Source organism: Pseudomonas sp. YNh (genome assembly GCF_037993085.1).
GTDB classification, from domain to species: domain Bacteria; phylum Pseudomonadota; class Gammaproteobacteria; order Pseudomonadales; family Pseudomonadaceae; genus Aquipseudomonas; species Aquipseudomonas putida.
The window spans coordinates 17,155-35,006 of record NZ_JBBMRJ010000009.1; the positions used below are offsets into that span (position 1 = coordinate 17,155).

Consider the following 17,852-nt stretch of genomic DNA (forward strand, 5'->3'; position numbering starts at 1 on the left):
ATTTTTCAAAATAGAATTGCCTGAAATCTATCGTTGCAGAAATGAAATGAGCAAACTTCCGGATTTCGAAGGGTTGGCCATGTTTGCCAAGGTGGCTGAAGAGGGATCGTTCGCTGCGGCATCTCGGGTTATGGGGGTTTCCGTGCCCACGGTATCTCGAGCGGTTGCGCGCCTTGAAGAGCGGCTGGGTGGACGCTTGTTCAACCGCACCTCACGCCAGTTGGCGCTTACAGAGTTTGGCGCGAGCATGGCCGCCAAGGCCGGCGACATTTATCGGCAGGCCGAGGAAGTTGAAAGTGAGGCCCAGGAACTGTCGGTGCAGCCACGAGGCCAGGTAAGACTCGCGGTACCGATGTCGTTCGGTTTGCGCTGGGTAGCGCCACTCATTCCTCAACTGATGCGCATGTACCCAGAGCTGTCGATAGACCTGCACCTGTCCGATGCGTCCGTAGACCTGATCGCCGAGGGCTTTGATGCGGCACTGCGCATTGCCGTGCTGCCTGACTCGTCTCTAGTCGCGCGTCGACTCTGTGCCGTCACCCAATACCTTGTGGCTTCACCTGCCTATCTAAGCGCACACGGATACCCGAGCCATCCACGTGAATTAGCCGCACGACCCTGCTTGAGCTATGCGTACCGCGCGCGCAGCCAGGTGTGGCGATTCACCCACGTGGACGGTACCGAAGAAGATGTGGTGCCTACCGGCCAACTTCGTGTCACTAACTCAGATGCCTTATTGCCAGCTTTGCTCGAGGGGCTGGCCATTGCCGAGCTTCCGGAGTTTATCGCCAGCGAATACCTGGCCGACGGCCGACTGATCGCATTGTTGCCGGAGTGGAGCATGATGCGTGGTGGTCTCTATTTCGTGACACCCTCGGCGCGTACTCGCCCTGTGAAGATCAAGGCACTCTCAGACTTCTTCTTCGAGCAGCTGTCAGAACCATCATGGCGCTGGCCTCGATAACCGGCCAACGAGCAGAAAAGCAACTTGGTCACCTGTGTGCAAACCGCGCTGATAGTGCGCCACTATCAACAAGGCCCTATTGATGGAGTGATGGGCAAGGCGACACGTTGTGCCTTGATGGCCTTTCAAAGGGCACAGATGGAACATGTGCGCCAGAAAAGCGCCCGCCAACACCGCAGCCTGCGATCGTGTCCACGGAGGTGTAATTCATCCTACGGAGCTAATGAGCATTTGACCCACCTATGCGCGATCAGCCAGGAAGTCGAAATTGACCGCGTAAGGATTATTCCTTACCATTCAATCAAACATCCGGGAGAACGCTCATGCCTGCTATCCACGAAATCGCCACGTTGACCTCGAAGGGCCAGGTCACACTGCCCAAATCCGTTCGCCAGCTACTGGGCCTTGACACAGGTGGCAAGATCGCATTCGACGTGCGCGGCGGTGAAATCGTGGTCAGCCGCGTTGAAACCATCCATGAAGACCCTGCCATCGGTGCATTCCTGGGTTTGCTGGAGGCTGATATCCGTAGCGGCCGTAACCTCACGACTCTGCAGGAAGACTTGGCGCAAACCATGCTCGCCAACGCAAACCACTCCGTGAACCTGGACGAAGAGATCGATGGTGAGGTCGCGATCTGATGCTGCGACATGGCTGGACACTGTTGTTCCATGAAGGTGTGACTTTACAGCTACGCAAGTTACAAGAAGCCGCCGCCCGAGCCGAGCAGAACGACCCGCAAGGGTTTGAGAGCAATGCCAACGTAAAGCTGTTTCGGGCATTGAGCCATCTGATCATGGAGGCTGTGCCTGCCGACCCAGGCCGTGATGAGTTCCGCCAAGGCAACACGCTGGGCACCGCCTACCGACATTGGCGGCGGGCAAAGATCGGTAGGCGCTTTCGGCTGTTCTTTCGCTACGACTCAAGATCCAAGGTCATCGTCTATGCATGGGTCAACGACGAAAATACCCTCCGGTCTGCAGGCAGCAAATCCGATCCCTACGCCGTATTCGAGAAGATGCTGGGCCGCGGTAACCCTCCTGATGACTGGGATACGCTAATTTCTGCAACGCGTAGCGGCTGGGACGAGCCCAACGCATAAGCTGCGCGACGGGGTGATGGATTACACGTTTGACACCGCCTTCCGTCGCTCAGCAGGCACCCTCCCGCGAGCGGCTGGCCGAACAGTAGGTGAACAACCCTGAAAGGAGTTTCACCATGACACCCACAAAACCCTCTACGTTTGTGCTTACCCTGTGCCTGGGCTTGACTGCACCACTTGCCCTGGCTGCCACAGACCTGAACGATCAGCGCGCCCCGGGCGTGCAACCGCACGACAATGGTCAAATGAACGGCCAAGGCGGTGCCACGGGCTCAGGTACACCAGGCGATGGCATGGGTACGGGTAATGGCGGTACTGATGATAATGGGACGGACAACACGGGCGGAGACGGTACCAACAGTGGTTCGGGCACCGGGGGTAATGGCTCTGGTGGCAGCGGTACAGGCTCGGGCAGTGGTAGCGGAGGCTCATCGGGTAGTGGATCCGGCGCAGGTTCCGGCAGTTAGGTGAAATGGCCGATGGCAATGGACCACTCGGCCTGACTGCAGCGCACTCAGCGCCAATGCGTCATCAACGCACCCCGCATGCCGCCGACCGGATCTTGCTGAGGTAGCGGTACTTTGGCGATGCGCGCGACGGCACGCGGGTGCGCTGCGCTGTCGGGACGCTGGATGTCGTAGTTTTCCTGCCCGTAGGGATAGGCGCCGACCACCAGAAACTCATCGCTGCACTCGATGCAGCGATGGCCCGTACCAGCTGGCAGCACCAGCACATCGCCCCGCTCCACGCTAACGCTCTGCCCTGATTCCCCGCCAAGCGTCAACCGCGCCTGCCCACAGGCAATGCCCAGCGCCTCATGAGCGTTAGGGTGAAAGTGGTGATAATCGAAGATTCCGTCGCGCCACAGCGGGGTCCATTGGTGGGCCGCAAACAGCGCTTCGAATGCGCTGGCATTGTCCCCCGACGGATCGAGCTTCAACCGGTAGAACAGTACGGGAAAACGGCTGTTCGGCGTGGCGCCGTCGTCTTCGAAATACAAGGCCTGCACGCTGGCATCTTCGGTATTCATGAGCGTCATGATGCGCACCCTGGCGGTCATCGGTTCACCTTCGAACCCGTCGGCTGTTGCGAGGTTCCAGCCGGCAGACGGGTGAACATACCGTTGAAACTTTCCCGACACCTGCCAAGTCCAGACACCTATCGATGACAGAACGGGAGCAGGCAATGACCGGCACGGTAGGCGACTTTCTGGTGGAACGTTTGTATCAATGGGGAGTACGGCGCATCTTCGGTTACCCCGGCGACGGCATCAACGGGGTGTTCGGCGCGCTGAGCCGGGCCAAGGGCAAGATTGAATTCATCCAGGCCCGCCATGAGGAAATGGCCGCCTTCATGGCCAGCGCACATGCCAAGTTTACCGGCGAACTCGGTGTTTGCATGGCCACCTCCGGCCCGGGCGCCTCGCACCTGCTCACTGGCCTGTACGACGCACGCATGGACCACCAGCCGGTACTGGCCATTGTCGGTCAACAGGCCCGTGCGGCACTGGGCGGGCACTACCAGCAGGAGCTGGACCTGCTGTCGATGTTCAAGGACGTGGCCGGTGCGTTCGTCCAGCAGGCATCGACACCGGAGCAGGTGCGCCACCTGCTCGACCGTGCGGTGCGCACGGCCGTCGGCGAGCGCCGCGTTACCGCCATCATCCTGCCCAATGATCTGCAGGACCTGCCCTACAACGAACCGCCGAGGGCTCACGGTACGGTGCATTCCGGCATCGGCTACAGCAAGCCCAGGGTGTTGCCGTTCGACGAAGACCTGCAGCGCGCCGCCGATGTACTCAACGCCGGGCAAAAGGTGGCGGTACTGGTAGGTGCCGGCGCACTGCAGGCAACAGAGCAGGTGATAGCAATTGCCGAAATACTCGGCGCCGGGGTGGCCAAAGCGCTGTTGGGCAAGGCTGTGTTGCCGGACGACCTCCCGTGGGTCACCGGGTCGATCGGCCTGCTTGGCACCGAACCCAGTTATCAGCTGATGACCGAGTGCGACACCTTGCTGATGATTGGCTCCGGCTTTCCCTATTCCGAGTTTCTGCCCAAGGAAGGCCAGGCGCGCGGCGTGCAGATAGACCTGCAACCCGACATGCTCAGCCTGCGATACCCGATGGAGGTCAACCTGGTCGGCGACGCCAGCGAAACACTGCGCACATTGTTGCCATTGCTTGAGCACAAGACAGACCGGCGCTGGCGCGACAAGGTGGAGACCTGGCGTGCGCAGTGGGACAAGACCGTGGCCAAGCGCGCACTGGTCAAGGCTGACCCGATCAACCCGCAACGCGTGGTCCATGAGCTGTCCCCTCGCCTGCCCGACCACGCCATCATCACCAGCGATTCCGGCTCCTGTGCCAACTGGTTTGCCCGCGACCTGCAGATTCGCCAGGGTATGCAGTGTTCACTGTCCGGCGGCCTGGCTTGCATGGGCGCAGCCGTGCCCTATGCCATTGCAGCCAAATTCGCCCACCCGCAACGGGCAGTGGTTGCTTTGGTGGGCGATGGGGCGATGCAGATGAACAACCTCGCCGAACTGATCACCGTGGCCAAGTACTGGCAGCAGTGGGACAACCCACAATGGATCTGTGCCGTGTTCAACAATGAAGACCTCAACCAGGTCACTTGGGAGCAACGGGTGATGGAGGGCGACCCCAAGTTCGAAGCTTCGCAGTCGATCCCTGACGTGCCCTACCATTTGTTCGCCATTTCCATTGGCCTGCAAGGTATCTACGTAGATCGCGAAGAGGACGTTGCCGCTGCGTGGGAGCGCGCGCTGGCTGCTGATCGGCCAGTCCTCATCGAGTTCAAGACCGACCCGAACGTGCCGCCCCTGCCACCCCACATCAAGCTGGAGCAGGCGAAGAAGTTTGCCACTACCTTGCTCAAGGGCGACCCCGACCAGGCGGGCATCATCGTGCAGACAGCCAAGCAGGTGCTCAGCTCGGTGCTGCCTGGCAAGAAGTGATAGCCACCTCTGCTGTTCGCCTGCAACGGGCTCCTGCCCTGCCAGGCGTGTCAGCAGAGGCACTCGACATCTTGCCCTTTCGATAGTCCGAGCGGCACTATTCTCCCCTGCGCCAAAACGTCTTGGCTGATCGGAGAAGTGATACATGGACATTCAGCGCCGGAACAACGTTCAAGTCCATGGCGAAGGCACTTCGACACTGGTGTTCTCTCATGGCTTCGGCTGCGATCAGACCATGTGGCACTATCTGTTCCAGCACTTCACCAGCCGTTTCCGCGTAGTGCTATATGACCTGGTCGGCGCAGGCGGATCGGATCTGGATGCATATGAGAGCGCAAAATACGGTTCGCTGGCTGGGTACGCACGAGACCTTAACGATGTCATAGATCACTTCGGGCGCGGCCCGGTGATTGTTGTCGGTCACTCGGTGAGTGCAATGATCGGCGCACTGGCCGACCGTCTTCACCCGGACCGCATCGCCGCGCACGTCATGGTAGGGCCCTCTCCTTGCTATATCGATTGCGAGGGTTACGTGGGAGGTTTCACGCTCGAAGACATCCACTCGCTGCTCCACACCCTGGACAGCAACTACCTGGGATGGTCCAGTGCAATGGCACCTGCCATCATGGGTTCACCAGGGCAGCCAGCACTAGGCGATGAACTTACCAACAGCTTCTGCCGCACAGAACCGGAGATCGCCAAGCAATTTGCACGCGTGACCTTTTTATCCGATAACCGCGAAGACATCGCCGGCCTGGATACTCCAACGCTCATTCTGCAATCTTCCGATGACCTGATCGCTCCTCTGGAAGTGGGCCGGTACATGCATGCGACCTTGCCCAACAGTGTTTTCCATCTCGTAGACAACGTGGGCCATTGCCCGCACATGAGCGCACCAGCAGCCTGTGCCGAAGCAATGGACGATTTCCTCAAGCCCTGGGTAGGCGAAAATGTCGATTGATCAGCCTCTGCTGCCCGAATTCGAAGATCTTTTCGACAGTGCCCCCTGTGGCCTGGTTGTCACCGACGAAGACGGCACCATTCTGCGCAGTAACCGGATTTTCAGCATCTGGATCGGCATCAGCCAGGAGGATCTTGCCCAGCGGCGGTTTCAGGATCTGCTGACTATGGGTGGAAGGATCTTTCATCAGACCCACTGGGCTCCCCTGATGCGCATGCAGGGTTCGGTCGCGGAGGTGAAACTTGAGCTCAAAAACGCCAGTGGGCACACCGTCACCACGCTGCTCAATGGCGTGAGGCGCGAGCATGTCAATGGCGTTTATTACGAACTGGCGCTGTTCGGGACAACTGATCGGGACAAGTATGAGCGCGAGATTCTGGAAGCGCGCCGGCGTGCCGAACAGCTGTTATGGGAAAAAACAACCACAGAGGCCGCTTTGCAGCAGGCAAAAGTGGAGCTTGATCTGGCCTATGAAAAATCCCTGCAGCGGGCTTTTTTTGCGGAACAAATGGTCGCTATCGCAAGCCATGACCTCAAGAACCCCCTCACCGCCATCAAGATGGCGGCAGACTTGCTGGCCCGAGGCGAACGTACACCCAGAGATACAGAATTACTTGGCCACATCAGTCAATCCTCCGAGCGCGCTCAACGTATGATCGCGGATCTCCTGGATTTTGCATTGGCCAGGGTAGGCCGTGGAATCGGCATTACCCGAAGGCAGGTTGATCTGCACCTGGTCATTGAGCGAAGCGTGAAGGAGCTACGCGTTGCCTTCCCGCAGGCAAAACTGATCCACAAGCAGGAAGGCGCAGGTATGGCAGAGGTCGACGCTGACAGGATGCATCAGATCATCGGGAACCTGGTGGCCAACAGCGTGGCTTACGGGGATCCTGGCCACCCCATCACGGTCACTTCTACCGTGCAGGGTGAGACGGCCATGCTCTCGGTGCATAACGAGGGTACAGCCATACCCGAATCTTCGTTAGGTAACCTCTTTGAGCCAATGACCAGAGTGAGCGAGCTGGACACTGACCTGAGAAGCGTAGGTCTTGGCCTTTTCATTGTTCGGGAAATAGCCAGGGCCCATGGCGGCGATGTGGCAGTGAGTTCCACGAACGAAACGGGTACATCATTCTGTGTGAGTTTCACCCGTACCGGTACCGCCGGGTGATAGCGCTGGCGGCGCCCGAGCCCAATTGCTGCCAGCGGCAAGCCGGTCCTGCCCCTGCTTGGCGGTGAGGGCCATCCTCGTGAGGGACGGCCCCACCCATGGAGCTGCCTGTGAACATCCATCAGGCTCAAGGCGTGAAGCCAAGCCCTTCAGAAAGGTCGGTGCCTTCCGGTTTGCCCCCTGCCCGCGCCGATGCGTTGCCACCCGCCTGATCCATCGATTCTTCGACCGACGTCTTCAACTCGCTACCCTTGGTCTTGAGCGCGTCGGTCAACCGGTCACTACTGGCGCCCATCAGTTCATCTTCCTTGCGGGTACTGGGCAACGCCGCCCCCAATGCCGCGCCCAGCGCTATCCCCAAGGCGGCCAATACCAGCGGTTGCTCGTGGAGCATCTGATCGAACTGCCCTTTCAGCGCCGTGGTCTGGTCTGCGACCTTGTGCGCTGAGTGACGTAGGTTATCCGCGGAAGCACCCATCGAGTCCCGCACATTGCTGCCAAGCTCACCTGCCCGGTCACGCACATCATGGGCTTTCATGTGCACCGCGTGGCTGGCATCGTGCACCGCCTCCCCTGCATGGGCAAAGGCATCCTTCACCGTGTCCACTGCGTCTGCAATCTTCTCACCCAACCCAGGCCCCTGATGCGCGGGCCCGGGGTTGAAGGGGCGGTTCTGGTTCAAGCCCAGCCAGGCCAGGCCCAGTACGGTGAGGGTAGCGGGTACGGGGTTGTTCTTGAGCGTGGTGCCAAGGTTCTGGAAGAATTCACCGCCATTGCCCTTTGCATAGGCCAATAGCCGATCGACCATCTGGCCAGGGCTCAGGCGCTGTTCGAGGGCATCCACCAGATCGCTGATGTGCTCGCGCCTGGCGTTGATTTCCTGCTCGAGCAGGTCCGGGTCTGTGTGCGCGTCATGTTCGAAGGAAGTGGTCATGGCAGTTTCCTCTTCAACGTGTCCTTGTCCTGTTGCATGGCATGCAAGGTGCGATCAGGTGCCAGATGCGCGGGCTCGAACTGTTTCTTGCCCGACTGCAGCATGATGAAACCGATCACCACGGTAATTGCGCCGACGATCAACGCAGCCAACCAGGGCTCGACCACCATTGCCAGGGCATAGACTGCCGCCAGCAAGAGGATGATGAAACCCGCCAGAATCACCACAGCACCCGCTGCAACGGCCGCCGTCCCGGCTTTCAGGGTAGCCAGGTTGTGCTGTAGCTCGGCCTTTGCCAACGCCAGTTCCTTGGTGAACAGCTCCGGTACTTCCCGCATCAGCTGACGCAGCAGGCCACCGACACCGACCGCATCTTCGTCCGCCGAGCGTAATCCCGGGGTGGTTTGCAAGGGGTCCTTGTTCATCATTCACCTCCTTTGAGTGGATCACGCTCGAACGGGCTACCACTGACCGGCGTACCGGCGCCTGCCCCGATCGGGTCGATGGGGGTGTAAGGTTTGCGGGTGGATACGTCGCTACCGCGATCCGGCGTCACAGGCTGCGCAGGCCGCGGGTGGCGCCAATCGTCCGATGACGCGGCGGGAGCCTGACCATGAGTGGCGCTGGCCCGCATGAACCGCGACACGGCAAAGCCAAGTGCGACGCTACCTGCCAAAAACAGCGCCGGGTTGCTCCGTGCCAGCTGGGCACCGCGTTGCAGCAGGCTCTCGGCGTTTTCATGGCGCAGCTGCGCGGCCAAGTCGCCCACGCACCCTGCTGCATGGCTCAGGTACTGCGATAACCCGAAGGTGTCGTTTTCTTGCAGTGCTTGCGCGGCTGAGCGTGCGCCCTGCTCCAGCGAATCAAGCTGATCGGCTGCGGTATCGCGGTAGTGCTCGAATTGCTCGCTGCCCTTCTGCCTGGCTTCACCTAGCAGCGCACCGGCCTCTTCGGTGATGGCCTGCGCGTGCTCCTGAGTGCTGCCAGGTGAAGACGTCGAGCCTTGATCGGTCTTGTCCATCGTTACGCCCTCGTAACTGAGTAATGAGCGAATGCCGTCATTACCGGGCATTCATTCGGAGGACGCAGGCGGGACGGCGGTAGTTCAGCGTGTGTGATCTATGACGTTTACCTGGCGGTCAAGATGAAACGGCACGATCAACCGCAGGCACTGAACCCGGGGCCGAGGCTTGGACCGCAATGGTAATCAGCGTGAGAGAGGGTGCTGCCCTGCAGCCTGGCAAGTAGGTTGAACGTTTTTCCGGCCCGGCCGGTCGCACGACAGAGACACAGCCAACTGTGCGAACCCTGACCGTGAGGAGCTTCCATGAGCGCAACCGCCCCCGTGGGTGCCGAAGAGCACCGCATTGGCCTGACCATCAATGGTCAGCCCCGATCACTGCTGGTCCTTCCCTGGACAACGTTGCTCGACCTGCTGCGTGAGCAGTTGGACCTGATAGGCACCAAGAAAGGCTGCGATCACGGCCAGTGTGGGGCCTGCACGGTATTGCGTGATGGCAAGCGCATCAATGCATGCCTCACCCTCGCCGTCATGTGCGAAGGCGCCCACCTGGTAACTATCGAAGGGCTGGCCAGCGGCGGCGAACTGCACCCCCTGCAACGCGCCTTCATCCGCCATGATGCCTTCCAGTGCGGCTACTGCACCCCGGGCCAGATCTGCTCCGCAGTGGGGCTGGCGAACGAAGGTCATGCCAACACCCCACAGGCCATTCGCGAACAGATGAGCGGCAACCTGTGCCGCTGCGGTGCCTACAGCAACATCGTCGCTGCAGTGGAGGAAGCCCTGCCGTCAATGAACGACCGGGCCCAAGCCACACAGCGAGGGACGAGCCCATGACGCCTTTCAGCTACCACAAGCCTGCATCGGTCAGCGAGGCAATCAGCCTGGCAGACCCCAGCTCGCGCTTTATTGCCGGTGGTACCAACCTCGTCGACCTGATGAAGGAAAACGTGGTTCGGCCCGAACGGCTGATCGACATCTCAGGCCTTGGGCTGAACGGTATCCACGCCACCGCCAACGCGGGCGTGCTGATCGGCGCATTGGTCAGCAACGCCGACCTGGCCTGGCATCCGATGATCCAGCAGCTCTATCCACTGCTGTCAGAAGCCATCCTGGCAGGGGCATCCCCGCAGTTGAGAAACATGGCAAGCACCGGTGGCAACCTGCTGCAACGTACCCGGTGCTACTACTTCTATGACACCGGCACCCCCTGCAACAAACGTGAACCCGGCAGCGGATGCCCCGCGCGTGATGGCCTGAACCGTATCCATGCCATTCTTGGCGCCAGCGCTGCCTGCGTCGCGACCCACCCCTCGGACATGTGCGTGGCATTGGCAGCGCTCGAAGCCGTGGTGCATGTAAAGGGGCCGTCCGGTGAACGCCAGATACCCTTCGCAGATTTCCATCGCCTGCCCGAGGACACCCCCGAGCGCGACAATCAACTGGCAGTCGATGAACTGGTGACAGGCATCGAGCTGCCGCCCCCGCTATTTGAGCACCACTACCGATACCTGAAAATTCGGGACCGGGCATCCTATGCATTCGCGCTGGTGTCCGTTGCCGCTGCCCTGCGCTTCGATGGCGAGGTGATACAGCAGGCTCGCCTGGCCCTGGGCGGTGTTGCCCACAAGCCCTGGCGAGTTCCGGATGTGGAGCGCATGCTGATCGGCCAGGTGCCTTGTGAAGCGCTTTTCACCCAAGCCGCGCAAATGCTGCTGCAAGGTGCACAGCCCCTGAGCCACAACGGTTTCAAGGTAACGCTCGCGCAGCGGGCATGCGTGCGGGCATTGAGCGAGGCGGCGCTGGGCGCTGCAGGCAGGGGGGTACGACCATGAACAGAACCACACCGTTGGTCGGCATGCCCATGGACCGGGTGGACGGCGTGGCCAAGGTCACCGGGCAGGCACGCTATGCGGGTGAGTACCCCGAGGCCGGGCTGCTTCATGGCAGTGTCGTGTCCAGTACCATCGCCCGAGGCCGGGTACTCAAGATCGACAGTGCCCTGGCAACCCGCGTGCCCGGGGTGATCGCTGTGCTCGACCATCGCCACCGGCCGCACATTTCCGGTTACGACGACGACTACAGTGACGCCGACTCGGCCGAGGGGTCGCCGTTTCGGCCGCTGTTCAACGACCGCGTGCTCTACAGCGGGCAACCGTTGGCCCTGGTGGTGGCTGACACCTTGCAACTGGCGCGGTATGCAGGGTCGCTGATCAATATCGAGTATGAAGAAGAGGCCCACCAGACAGACCTGGGTGCCAGCCCGCAATCGCATGAAGCACCGGCCGAGACACCGGCACCGCGTGGCGACTTTGTCGCGCAGTTCGCCGGTGCACCGCTGCAGGTAGATGCCACTTACCTGACCGCTAATGAGCATCACAACCCGATGGAGCCACATGCGTCGACCGTGCTCTACAAAATGGACGGCACCCTGGAAATCCACGACAAGACCCAGGGTACGCAAAACTGCCAGGACTATCTGCACAAGGTGTTCGGCCTGCCAAAGGCCGACATCAGGGTGCGTGCCGCATTTGTCGGTGGCGCCTTCGGCTCGGGCTTGCGCCCGCAGTACCAGCTGCCGTTGGCAGTGATGGCGGCATTGCACCTGCAACGCTCGGTGCGCGTCACGCTGACGCGCCAGCAGATGTTCACCTTCGGCTACCGGCCCCGCACCGAACAGCGGCTGCGCCTGGGCGCAGACGCGCACGGCCGGCTGCTGGCGATTGCCCACGATGCACTTGGCCAGACATCCCGCTTCGAGGACTTCACCGAGCATCTGGTGGAATGGAGCGGCATGCTCTACCAGTGTGACAACGTTGCGCTCAGCTATCGCTTGGCCCCACTGGATGTGTACACCCCGCTGGACATGCGCGCGCCCGGCGCTGCCTCCGGGATGATAGCGCTGGAATGCGCCATGGATGAACTCGCCTGCGCAGCGCAGATCGACCCGCTCGAATTGCGCCGGCGCAACTTCGCCGCCAACAATGCCAACGAGGGCAAGCCCTATTCCAGCAAGGAGTTGCTGGCGTGTTACCAGCAAGGCGCCGACCGTTTCGGCTGGGTAAACCGCAACCCGCTGCCTCGCAGCATGCGCAATGGCCATCAGTTGGTGGGTTGGGGCATGGCTGGCGGCGTCTGGGAAGCGATGCAGATGAAAGCCAGCGCCAAGGCCCGCATCGATGCACAGGGCCAGCTCACTGTCAGCAGCGCCACCACCGACATCGGAACCGGCACCTACACCGTCATGACTCAGATCGCCGCCGACGCTGCCGGGGTCAGGGTGCAGGATATCACCTTCGTGCTGGGCGACTCCTCGCTGCCCACTGCGCCACTTCAGGGCGGATCGTTCACCGTGTCGTCAGTGGGTTCGGCCGTGCGTCAAGCCTGCCTTGTGCTACGTAGCAAAGTGCTGGAACACGCGCGCAACACATACCCAGAGCTCGCCAATACCCCCACGGAGCAGATCGTTTTTGCTGATGGCTACCTGTACGCTGGCAGCCTTTGCCTGGCCTTGGGGGACATCGTGGCCAGCGCCGCGGGTGCTGGTTTCGAAGTACAGATCGATGCCGAGCCAGGCGCCAGGCGCCAACTGTTCTCCACCGCCACTCATTCGGCGGTGTTCGTGGAAGTCCACGTTGACGAGGACCTTGGCACCATCAGGGTGACCCGGGTGGTCAGCGCAGTGGCGGCAGGACGGGTGGTCAACCCAAAGACTGCAGCCAGCCAGATCCTGGGAGGCGTGGTGTGGGGTGTGGGCATGGCCCTTCACGAAGAGGCGTTGACCGACCATCGGCTGGGCCGCATCGTCAACCACGACCTGGCGCAATACCACATCCCGGTCAACGCAGACATTGGGGATATCGAGGTGATCTTCGTTGAAGAGAACGATGACATCGTCAATGAACTAGGCTCCAAGGGCGTGGGTGAAATCGGCGTGGTCGGGGTGGCTGCGGCGGTGGCCAACGCTGTCTACCATGCTACGGGCAAGCGTGTAAGGGCGTTACCGATCACACTCGACAAAGTGCTGTGATCCGGCGGGGGCTCGCAGCCAGGCGTCCTGGCGGCCAGGATCGAACCCAACCCCTCAGCTTTCATGCCGTCGGACTTGTTGGTGTGAACTTTGATGCCCCACATGGCTTCCCTTGCATACCCGCCCAGAAACCTTACGGCTGCAGGAGCTGACGTCTATGAGAGCGTTGACCTACCACGGAGCAAACGACGTCAGGGTCGATAACGTCCCTGATCCCATTATCAAGGAAGCAGACGACATCATCCTCAGGGTCACCGCCACGGCGATCTGCGGTTCTGACCTGCATCTGTATCGAGGAAAGATTCCAGAAACCGAGGCCGGGGATATTTTCGGCCATGAGTTCATGGGAATCGTCGAGGACACCGGAAGTGCAGTCACTAACCTGCAGATTGGCGACCGGGTAGTCATTCCTTTTGTTATCGCCTGCGGCAGTTGTTTCTTCTGTCAGCGCGATCTGTTTGCCGCCTGCGAAACCACCAACACCGGGCGCGGCTCAATGATCAACAAGAAGGCCATTCCTCCGGGCGCGGCACTGTTTGGATACAGCCATCTGTATGGCGGCATCCCTGGCGGTCAAGCTGACTACGTCAGGGTACCCAAAGGTAACGTCGGCCCGTTCAAGGTCCCCACCGACCTGGCCGATGACAAGGTCCTTTTCCTGTCCGATATTCTGCCGACCGCGTGGCAGGCGGTCATCAATGCCGAGATTGGCCAGGGTTCATCGGTTGCCATCTACGGCGCGGGGCCAGTGGGGTTGCTGAGTGCCGCCTGTGCACGAATGCTCGGTGCCCAGATCATCTTCATGGTCGATGACAACGATTACCGCCTGGCGTATGCCCAGAAAGCCTACGGTGTTGTCCCCATCAACTTCGAGCAGGACGACGATCCCGCTGACAGCATCATCCGTCACACGCCAGGCATGCGTGGCGTTGATGCGGTAATCGATGCGGTCGGCTTTGAAGCCAAGGGCAGCACTGCCGAAACAGTAATGACGGCACTGAAGCTCGAAGGCAGCAGCGGCAAGGCGTTGCGCCAGAGCATTGCTGCCGTGCGTCGTGGCGGCGTTGTCAGCGTCCCAGGTGTTTACGCCGGCTTCATCCATGCCTTCATGTTCGGCGACGCCTTCGACAAAGGTCTCACTTTCAAGATGGGCCAGACCCATGTCCAGAAATACCTACCGGAGCTGCTGGAGCACATCCAGGCAGGACGCCTGCAACCGGAACTGATCGTCACCCACCGCTTGGCACTCGAAGAAGCGGCCATGGGCTACAAGATGTTCGATCAGAAGCAGGACGACTGCCGCAAGGTCATCCTCGTACCAGGCGCTGCGCCGGGCACCCTGGGCCCTGACCACATATGAAGGGTACATGGCCTCGAAGTTTTTTCATCACCCGCTCGCAACGCCTACACCGGATGTGAGCCGCTGAGCGCCGCGCTGGAGCTTTGCCTCGCCATGCCGGCCCCTATCTGAGGTCTATCGGTAAAAGGAGATAAACGATGAGTGCACTACTGAACGGCAAACGCGTGGCGTTTCTGGTCACTGATGGCTTCGAGCAGGTGGAACTGACCGGCCCGCGCGAGGCACTGGAAAACAACGGTGCGGTGGTCGATATTCTGGGCGAAAAAGAAGGTACGGTCATGGGCTGGAACCATGACAAGCCCGCCGACGCCTTCACCGTAGATGCGACGTTCGAGGGCGCCGACCTCGACCTCTACGACGCCTTGGTGCTGCCTGGCGGCGTGCAGAACTCCGACACCATCCGCATTATTTCTGCCGCGCAGAATCTGGTAAAAAGCCATGACGCGGCTGGCAAGCCGCTGGCCGTCATCTGCCACGGTGCCTGGTTGCTGGTGTCCAGTGGCTTGGCCAAAGGCAAGCGCATGACCAGCTACAAGACACTGCAGGACGACATCCGCAACGCGGGTGGTACTTGGGTAGATGAACAGGTAGTGGTGGACGGCAACCTGATCACCAGCCGCCAGCCAGATGATATCCCCGCCTTCAATGAGCAATTGATCAAGGCGCTGGCAGGCTGAGTGTGCTTCTTTCCAGCGCCCCCTGGTCGCATTTGACGCCGACCAGAGGCGCTGGTCATGCCAGCTGGATATAAACCGAATAGCTGCCCAGCAAAATCCAGAAGCACAGGAAGATCCAAGGCGTGCGCAAGGAAAACAGCAGTGATTTGCGGTGCCCCGCCTGAGAGGTTTCTGCCTCGCAGAACAACGGCGACTCGTCATAGGCCAGGCCCATCATCGGCTCGCTGCGCAGCAAGTGACTCTGTTTCATCTGCCAGTGTTCGATGATCCGGAAGGCGGCACGGATGCCTGGCCAGGCATTCAACGTACTCAGCACGCCAAGCAGTGCGAGAAAAGCCGGCACCATCAAGGTGAACATTTCGCCCCAGCTCTGGTTCAGGTTGCTCATCGACGATACGTACGCGATCACCAGGAACGACTGGGCAGCGAGGTAAGCGTCAGTGCGGTTGGCCAGAATGGTGGTTTCATACTGGATTTCGCGCCGATAGAAATCCAGCCGCTCTTTCGGCGTACCGAACAGCTTCGCATTCCTTTGGTCGATTTCGTGTTCCGGCGTGGTGGGCGTGATGATTCGAGGCACCTGGATACTCCTGGATATCGTATGCCTCGCCCATTACAGCGCAAGACCCGTCAGTGATAGAGCCCTCTGCTTGCTGAAAATTCATTGGGAATGCGCTTGCCAACCGCTCGTCGCGCAGACCGAAGATCCACCTCAACACTCGCTTCGCGCACGCTTCGAACGGTAATGAACGTTCCCAACTGCAGGAGCATCTTCCATGATCGACTACCCTACCCCTCCATTCCCGTCCCAACCGCAAAGCGTGCCAGGCTCACAACGCAAAATGGAACCGTATCCGGATTGTGGTGAGCAAACCTACACCGGCCACAACCGCCTCGAAGGCAAAATCGCCTTGATCACCGGCGCCGACAGCGGCATCGGGCGTGCAGTAGCGATTGCCTACGCTCGCGAAGGGGCTGACGTTGCCATTGCCTATCTGAATGAGCACGAAGATGCGCAGGAGACGGCGCGCTGGGTCGAAGCCGCTGGCCGCCAATGCCTGCTGCTGCCAGGCGACCTTGCGCAGAAACAGCACTGCTACGACATCGTCGACAAGACCGTGGCGCAGTTCGGTCGTATCGATATTCTGGTCAACAACGCCGCGTTCCAGATGGCTCATGAGGGCTTGGACGAGATTGACGATGATGAATGGGTGAAGACCTTCGATACCAACATCACCGCCATTTTCCGCATCTGCCAGCGCGCGTTGCCCTCGATGCCAAAAGGCGGTTCGATCATCAACACCAGCTCGGTCAACTCTGACGACCCGTCACCCAGCCTGCTGGCGTATGCCGCCACCAAAGGGGCCATTGCCAACTTCACCGCAGGCCTTGCCCAACTGCTGGGCAAGAAAGGCATTCGGGTCAACAGCGTCGCACCCGGCCCGATCTGGACGCCGCTGATTCCTGCCACCATGCCCGATGAAGCGGTCAGAAACTTCGGTTCGGGCTACCCGATGGGGCGGCCTGGGCAACCGGTGGAAGTAGCCCCGATCTACGTCTTGTTGGGCTCTGATGAGGCGAGTTACATCTCGGGCTCACGGTACGGAGTAACCGGGGGGAAACCCATCCTCTGATGACATTACCGAGGCCAGCTGTGGCTGGCCTCAAAACAGATCGGCCCTACGCCAATCATCATCATCGTTGAACCCTGCCGTTGTCGGCCACTCAACTCCTGGGAAGCCAGTATTTATCCGCCCGTGACGAGGTACCTCCATGAATGCCATCGATCTGCTGATTCAAGATCATAAAGTGGTCAAGAAACTGCTGGAAGAACTCTCATCGACCACTGAACGTGCTGTAAAAAAACGCGCTGACTTGCTGCACCGCATTGAGCGGGAACTGCAAGTCCACACTGCGTTGGAGGAGGACATTCTCTATCCAGCGATCAAGCAAGCCGGTGGCAAAGAGGAGGCCAAGATGTATTACGAGGCCAAAGAAGAACACCGGACAGTTGACTCACTGGTACTCCCTGACCTGCTTCACACGGAGACCGGCACGCTCGAATTCGCAGGTCGAGTGAAGGTGATGAAAGAGCTGCTTGAGCATCACATCGAGGAAGAGGAAGGCGAGCTCTTCCCCACCGCGAAGAAGCTGCTCGGTAAAGATCAATTAGAGGCGCTGGGGCGCGCCATGGAGACCCAGAAAAAAGTGCTCAAGAGCGAGCGGCCCGCCGCTTGAATCCAACACGCCTAGCCGGATCAGCGATCTGGCTAGGCGAGCGCGGGCAACCCTTGACTACCAGGCGATCAGTTATCCAGTTCATCCTTGATGATCTTGCCGTCGTGCGGATCAACCTGGAATTCGTACTGCTTGCCGTCAGCCTTCATGCCCTCACCTTCCCAGTGGCCGTCGTCGGCTTCGATCTTGGTAATTTGCGTGTAGCCGGCGCCTTTCAGCGTGGCTTCAGCCTGATCCTTGCTGACCTTCCAGTCAGCACCGGGCGTATCAGCCCATGCGCAAGAAGCCCCCATGGCACCTACCAATGCCAAGCCAGTGAACAATCGAGTTATCGCTTTCATCGCCAACTTCCTTTTGCTGTGAATGTGAACATGCGACCCGGCCGACACGATGCAGGTTCAGTCGGAGCGCTATTCCAAGG

Annotated in this window: 19 protein-coding genes and 1 pseudogene; 14 read left to right on the forward strand and 6 right to left on the reverse strand. The window is 60.2% G+C overall.

The features are described from left to right. Positions 1-46: 46 nt before the first annotated feature. From WF331_RS11495 to WF331_RS11510, 4 genes and pseudogenes are all read left to right on the forward strand, one after another. Complete coding sequence (locus tag WF331_RS11495) at positions 47-964, forward strand: LysR family transcriptional regulator (RefSeq protein ID WP_016500077.1); 918 nt, start codon at positions 47-49, stop codon at positions 962-964. Between the two features lie 6 nt (positions 965-970). Then, positions 971-1,093 (forward strand): annotated as a pseudogene (locus WF331_RS11500) (peptidoglycan-binding domain-containing protein); the annotation flags it as partial. A gap of 194 nt (positions 1,094-1,287) precedes the next feature. Further along, positions 1,288-1,605 (forward strand): type II toxin-antitoxin system PrlF family antitoxin, encoded by a 318-nt coding sequence (locus tag WF331_RS11505; protein ID WP_016500078.1) that lies wholly within the window; start codon positions 1,288-1,290, stop codon positions 1,603-1,605. Further along, on the forward strand, positions 1,605-2,066 hold the full coding sequence (locus tag WF331_RS11510) for a type II toxin-antitoxin system YhaV family toxin (RefSeq protein ID WP_016500079.1): 462 nt from the start codon (positions 1,605-1,607) through the stop codon (positions 2,064-2,066). Before WF331_RS11505 ends, WF331_RS11510 begins: the two co-directional genes overlap by 1 nt. A 514-nt stretch (positions 2,067-2,580) precedes the next feature. Here WF331_RS11510 and WF331_RS11515 read toward each other — a convergent pair. Continuing rightward, a complete protein-coding gene (locus WF331_RS11515; RefSeq protein ID WP_041168057.1) occupies positions 2,581-3,105 on the reverse strand; it encodes a cupin domain-containing protein in 525 nt (174 codons plus the stop codon). A 146-nt stretch (positions 3,106-3,251) separates the two neighbouring features. Here WF331_RS11515 and WF331_RS11520 point away from each other — a divergent pair, with 146 nt between their 5' ends. The 3 genes from WF331_RS11520 to WF331_RS11530 all read left to right on the forward strand — a co-directional run bounded on the left by WF331_RS11520 (position 3,252) and on the right by WF331_RS11530 (position 7,171). Continuing rightward, positions 3,252-5,039 carry a thiamine pyrophosphate-requiring protein gene (locus WF331_RS11520; RefSeq protein ID WP_016500082.1) on the forward strand — a complete coding sequence of 596 codons (1,788 nt, stop codon included), beginning with the start codon at positions 3,252-3,254 and terminating at the stop codon, positions 5,037-5,039. A 145-nt stretch (positions 5,040-5,184) separates the two neighbouring features. Then, the gene (locus tag WF331_RS11525; RefSeq protein WP_016500083.1) at positions 5,185-6,000 is read left to right on the forward strand and encodes an alpha/beta fold hydrolase; all 816 of its coding nucleotides are present in this window, start codon (positions 5,185-5,187) and stop codon (positions 5,998-6,000) included. Next, positions 5,990-7,171 carry a PAS domain-containing sensor histidine kinase gene (locus tag WF331_RS11530; protein ID WP_016500084.1) on the forward strand — a complete coding sequence of 394 codons (1,182 nt, stop codon included), beginning with the start codon at positions 5,990-5,992 and terminating at the stop codon, positions 7,169-7,171. The genes WF331_RS11525 and WF331_RS11530 overlap by 11 nt, the downstream gene beginning before the upstream one ends. Before the next feature lie 127 nt (positions 7,172-7,298). Here the strand turns inward: WF331_RS11530 and WF331_RS11535 are convergent, their stop codons facing one another. The 3 genes from WF331_RS11535 to WF331_RS11545 are packed head-to-tail and all read right to left on the reverse strand — an operon-like array spanning position 7,299 to position 9,126. Continuing rightward, positions 7,299-8,105 carry a DUF3618 domain-containing protein gene (locus WF331_RS11535; protein ID WP_016500085.1) on the reverse strand — a complete coding sequence of 269 codons (807 nt, stop codon included), beginning with the start codon at positions 8,103-8,105 and terminating at the stop codon, positions 7,299-7,301. Next, positions 8,102-8,530 carry a phage holin family protein gene (locus tag WF331_RS11540; RefSeq protein ID WP_197897593.1) on the reverse strand — a complete coding sequence of 143 codons (429 nt, stop codon included), beginning with the start codon at positions 8,528-8,530 and terminating at the stop codon, positions 8,102-8,104. The genes WF331_RS11535 and WF331_RS11540 overlap by 4 nt, the downstream gene beginning before the upstream one ends. Then, entirely contained in the window at positions 8,530-9,126 is a 597-nt protein-coding gene (locus WF331_RS11545) for a hypothetical protein (protein WP_284360079.1), read from the reverse strand. The genes WF331_RS11540 and WF331_RS11545 overlap by 1 nt, the downstream gene beginning before the upstream one ends. Before the next feature lie 306 nt (positions 9,127-9,432). On the opposite strand from WF331_RS11545, the gene WF331_RS11550 reads away from it, so the two are divergent. The 5 genes from WF331_RS11550 to WF331_RS11570 all read left to right on the forward strand — a co-directional run bounded on the left by WF331_RS11550 (position 9,433) and on the right by WF331_RS11570 (position 15,193). Continuing rightward, on the forward strand, positions 9,433-9,963 hold the full coding sequence (locus WF331_RS11550) for a (2Fe-2S)-binding protein (RefSeq protein WP_340622929.1): 531 nt from the start codon (positions 9,433-9,435) through the stop codon (positions 9,961-9,963). After that, positions 9,960-10,961: an FAD binding domain-containing protein gene (locus tag WF331_RS11555; RefSeq protein ID WP_340622930.1), complete on the forward strand. Its 1,002-nt coding sequence runs from the start codon at positions 9,960-9,962 to the stop codon at positions 10,959-10,961. Before WF331_RS11550 ends, WF331_RS11555 begins: the two co-directional genes overlap by 4 nt. Continuing rightward, complete coding sequence (locus WF331_RS11560) at positions 10,958-13,156, forward strand: xanthine dehydrogenase family protein molybdopterin-binding subunit (RefSeq protein ID WP_284360077.1); 2,199 nt, start codon at positions 10,958-10,960, stop codon at positions 13,154-13,156. Before WF331_RS11555 ends, WF331_RS11560 begins: the two co-directional genes overlap by 4 nt. 157 nt (positions 13,157-13,313) lie before the next feature. After that, a complete protein-coding gene (locus WF331_RS11565; protein ID WP_016500091.1) occupies positions 13,314-14,516 on the forward strand; it encodes a zinc-dependent alcohol dehydrogenase in 1,203 nt (400 codons plus the stop codon). A 137-nt stretch (positions 14,517-14,653) separates the two neighbouring features. After that, the gene (locus WF331_RS11570; protein ID WP_016500092.1) at positions 14,654-15,193 is read left to right on the forward strand and encodes a type 1 glutamine amidotransferase domain-containing protein; all 540 of its coding nucleotides are present in this window, start codon (positions 14,654-14,656) and stop codon (positions 15,191-15,193) included. A gap of 55 nt (positions 15,194-15,248) precedes the next feature. On the opposite strand, the gene WF331_RS11575 is transcribed toward WF331_RS11570, so the two are convergent. Further along, positions 15,249-15,773 carry a hypothetical protein gene (locus WF331_RS11575; protein ID WP_016500093.1) on the reverse strand — a complete coding sequence of 175 codons (525 nt, stop codon included), beginning with the start codon at positions 15,771-15,773 and terminating at the stop codon, positions 15,249-15,251. Positions 15,774-15,969: 196 nt separating this feature from the next. Between WF331_RS11575 and WF331_RS11580 the strand changes: the two genes are divergently transcribed. After that, positions 15,970-16,827 carry a glucose 1-dehydrogenase gene (locus tag WF331_RS11580; protein WP_016500094.1) on the forward strand — a complete coding sequence of 286 codons (858 nt, stop codon included), beginning with the start codon at positions 15,970-15,972 and terminating at the stop codon, positions 16,825-16,827. A gap of 139 nt (positions 16,828-16,966) precedes the next feature. Further along, the gene (locus WF331_RS11585; RefSeq protein WP_174369406.1) at positions 16,967-17,431 is read left to right on the forward strand and encodes a hemerythrin domain-containing protein; all 465 of its coding nucleotides are present in this window, start codon (positions 16,967-16,969) and stop codon (positions 17,429-17,431) included. 68 nt (positions 17,432-17,499) lie between these two features. Here the strand turns inward: WF331_RS11585 and WF331_RS11590 are convergent, their stop codons facing one another. Further along, positions 17,500-17,772: a PepSY domain-containing protein gene (locus WF331_RS11590; protein WP_340622931.1), complete on the reverse strand. Its 273-nt coding sequence runs from the start codon at positions 17,770-17,772 to the stop codon at positions 17,500-17,502. Positions 17,773-17,852 lie beyond the last annotated feature (80 nt).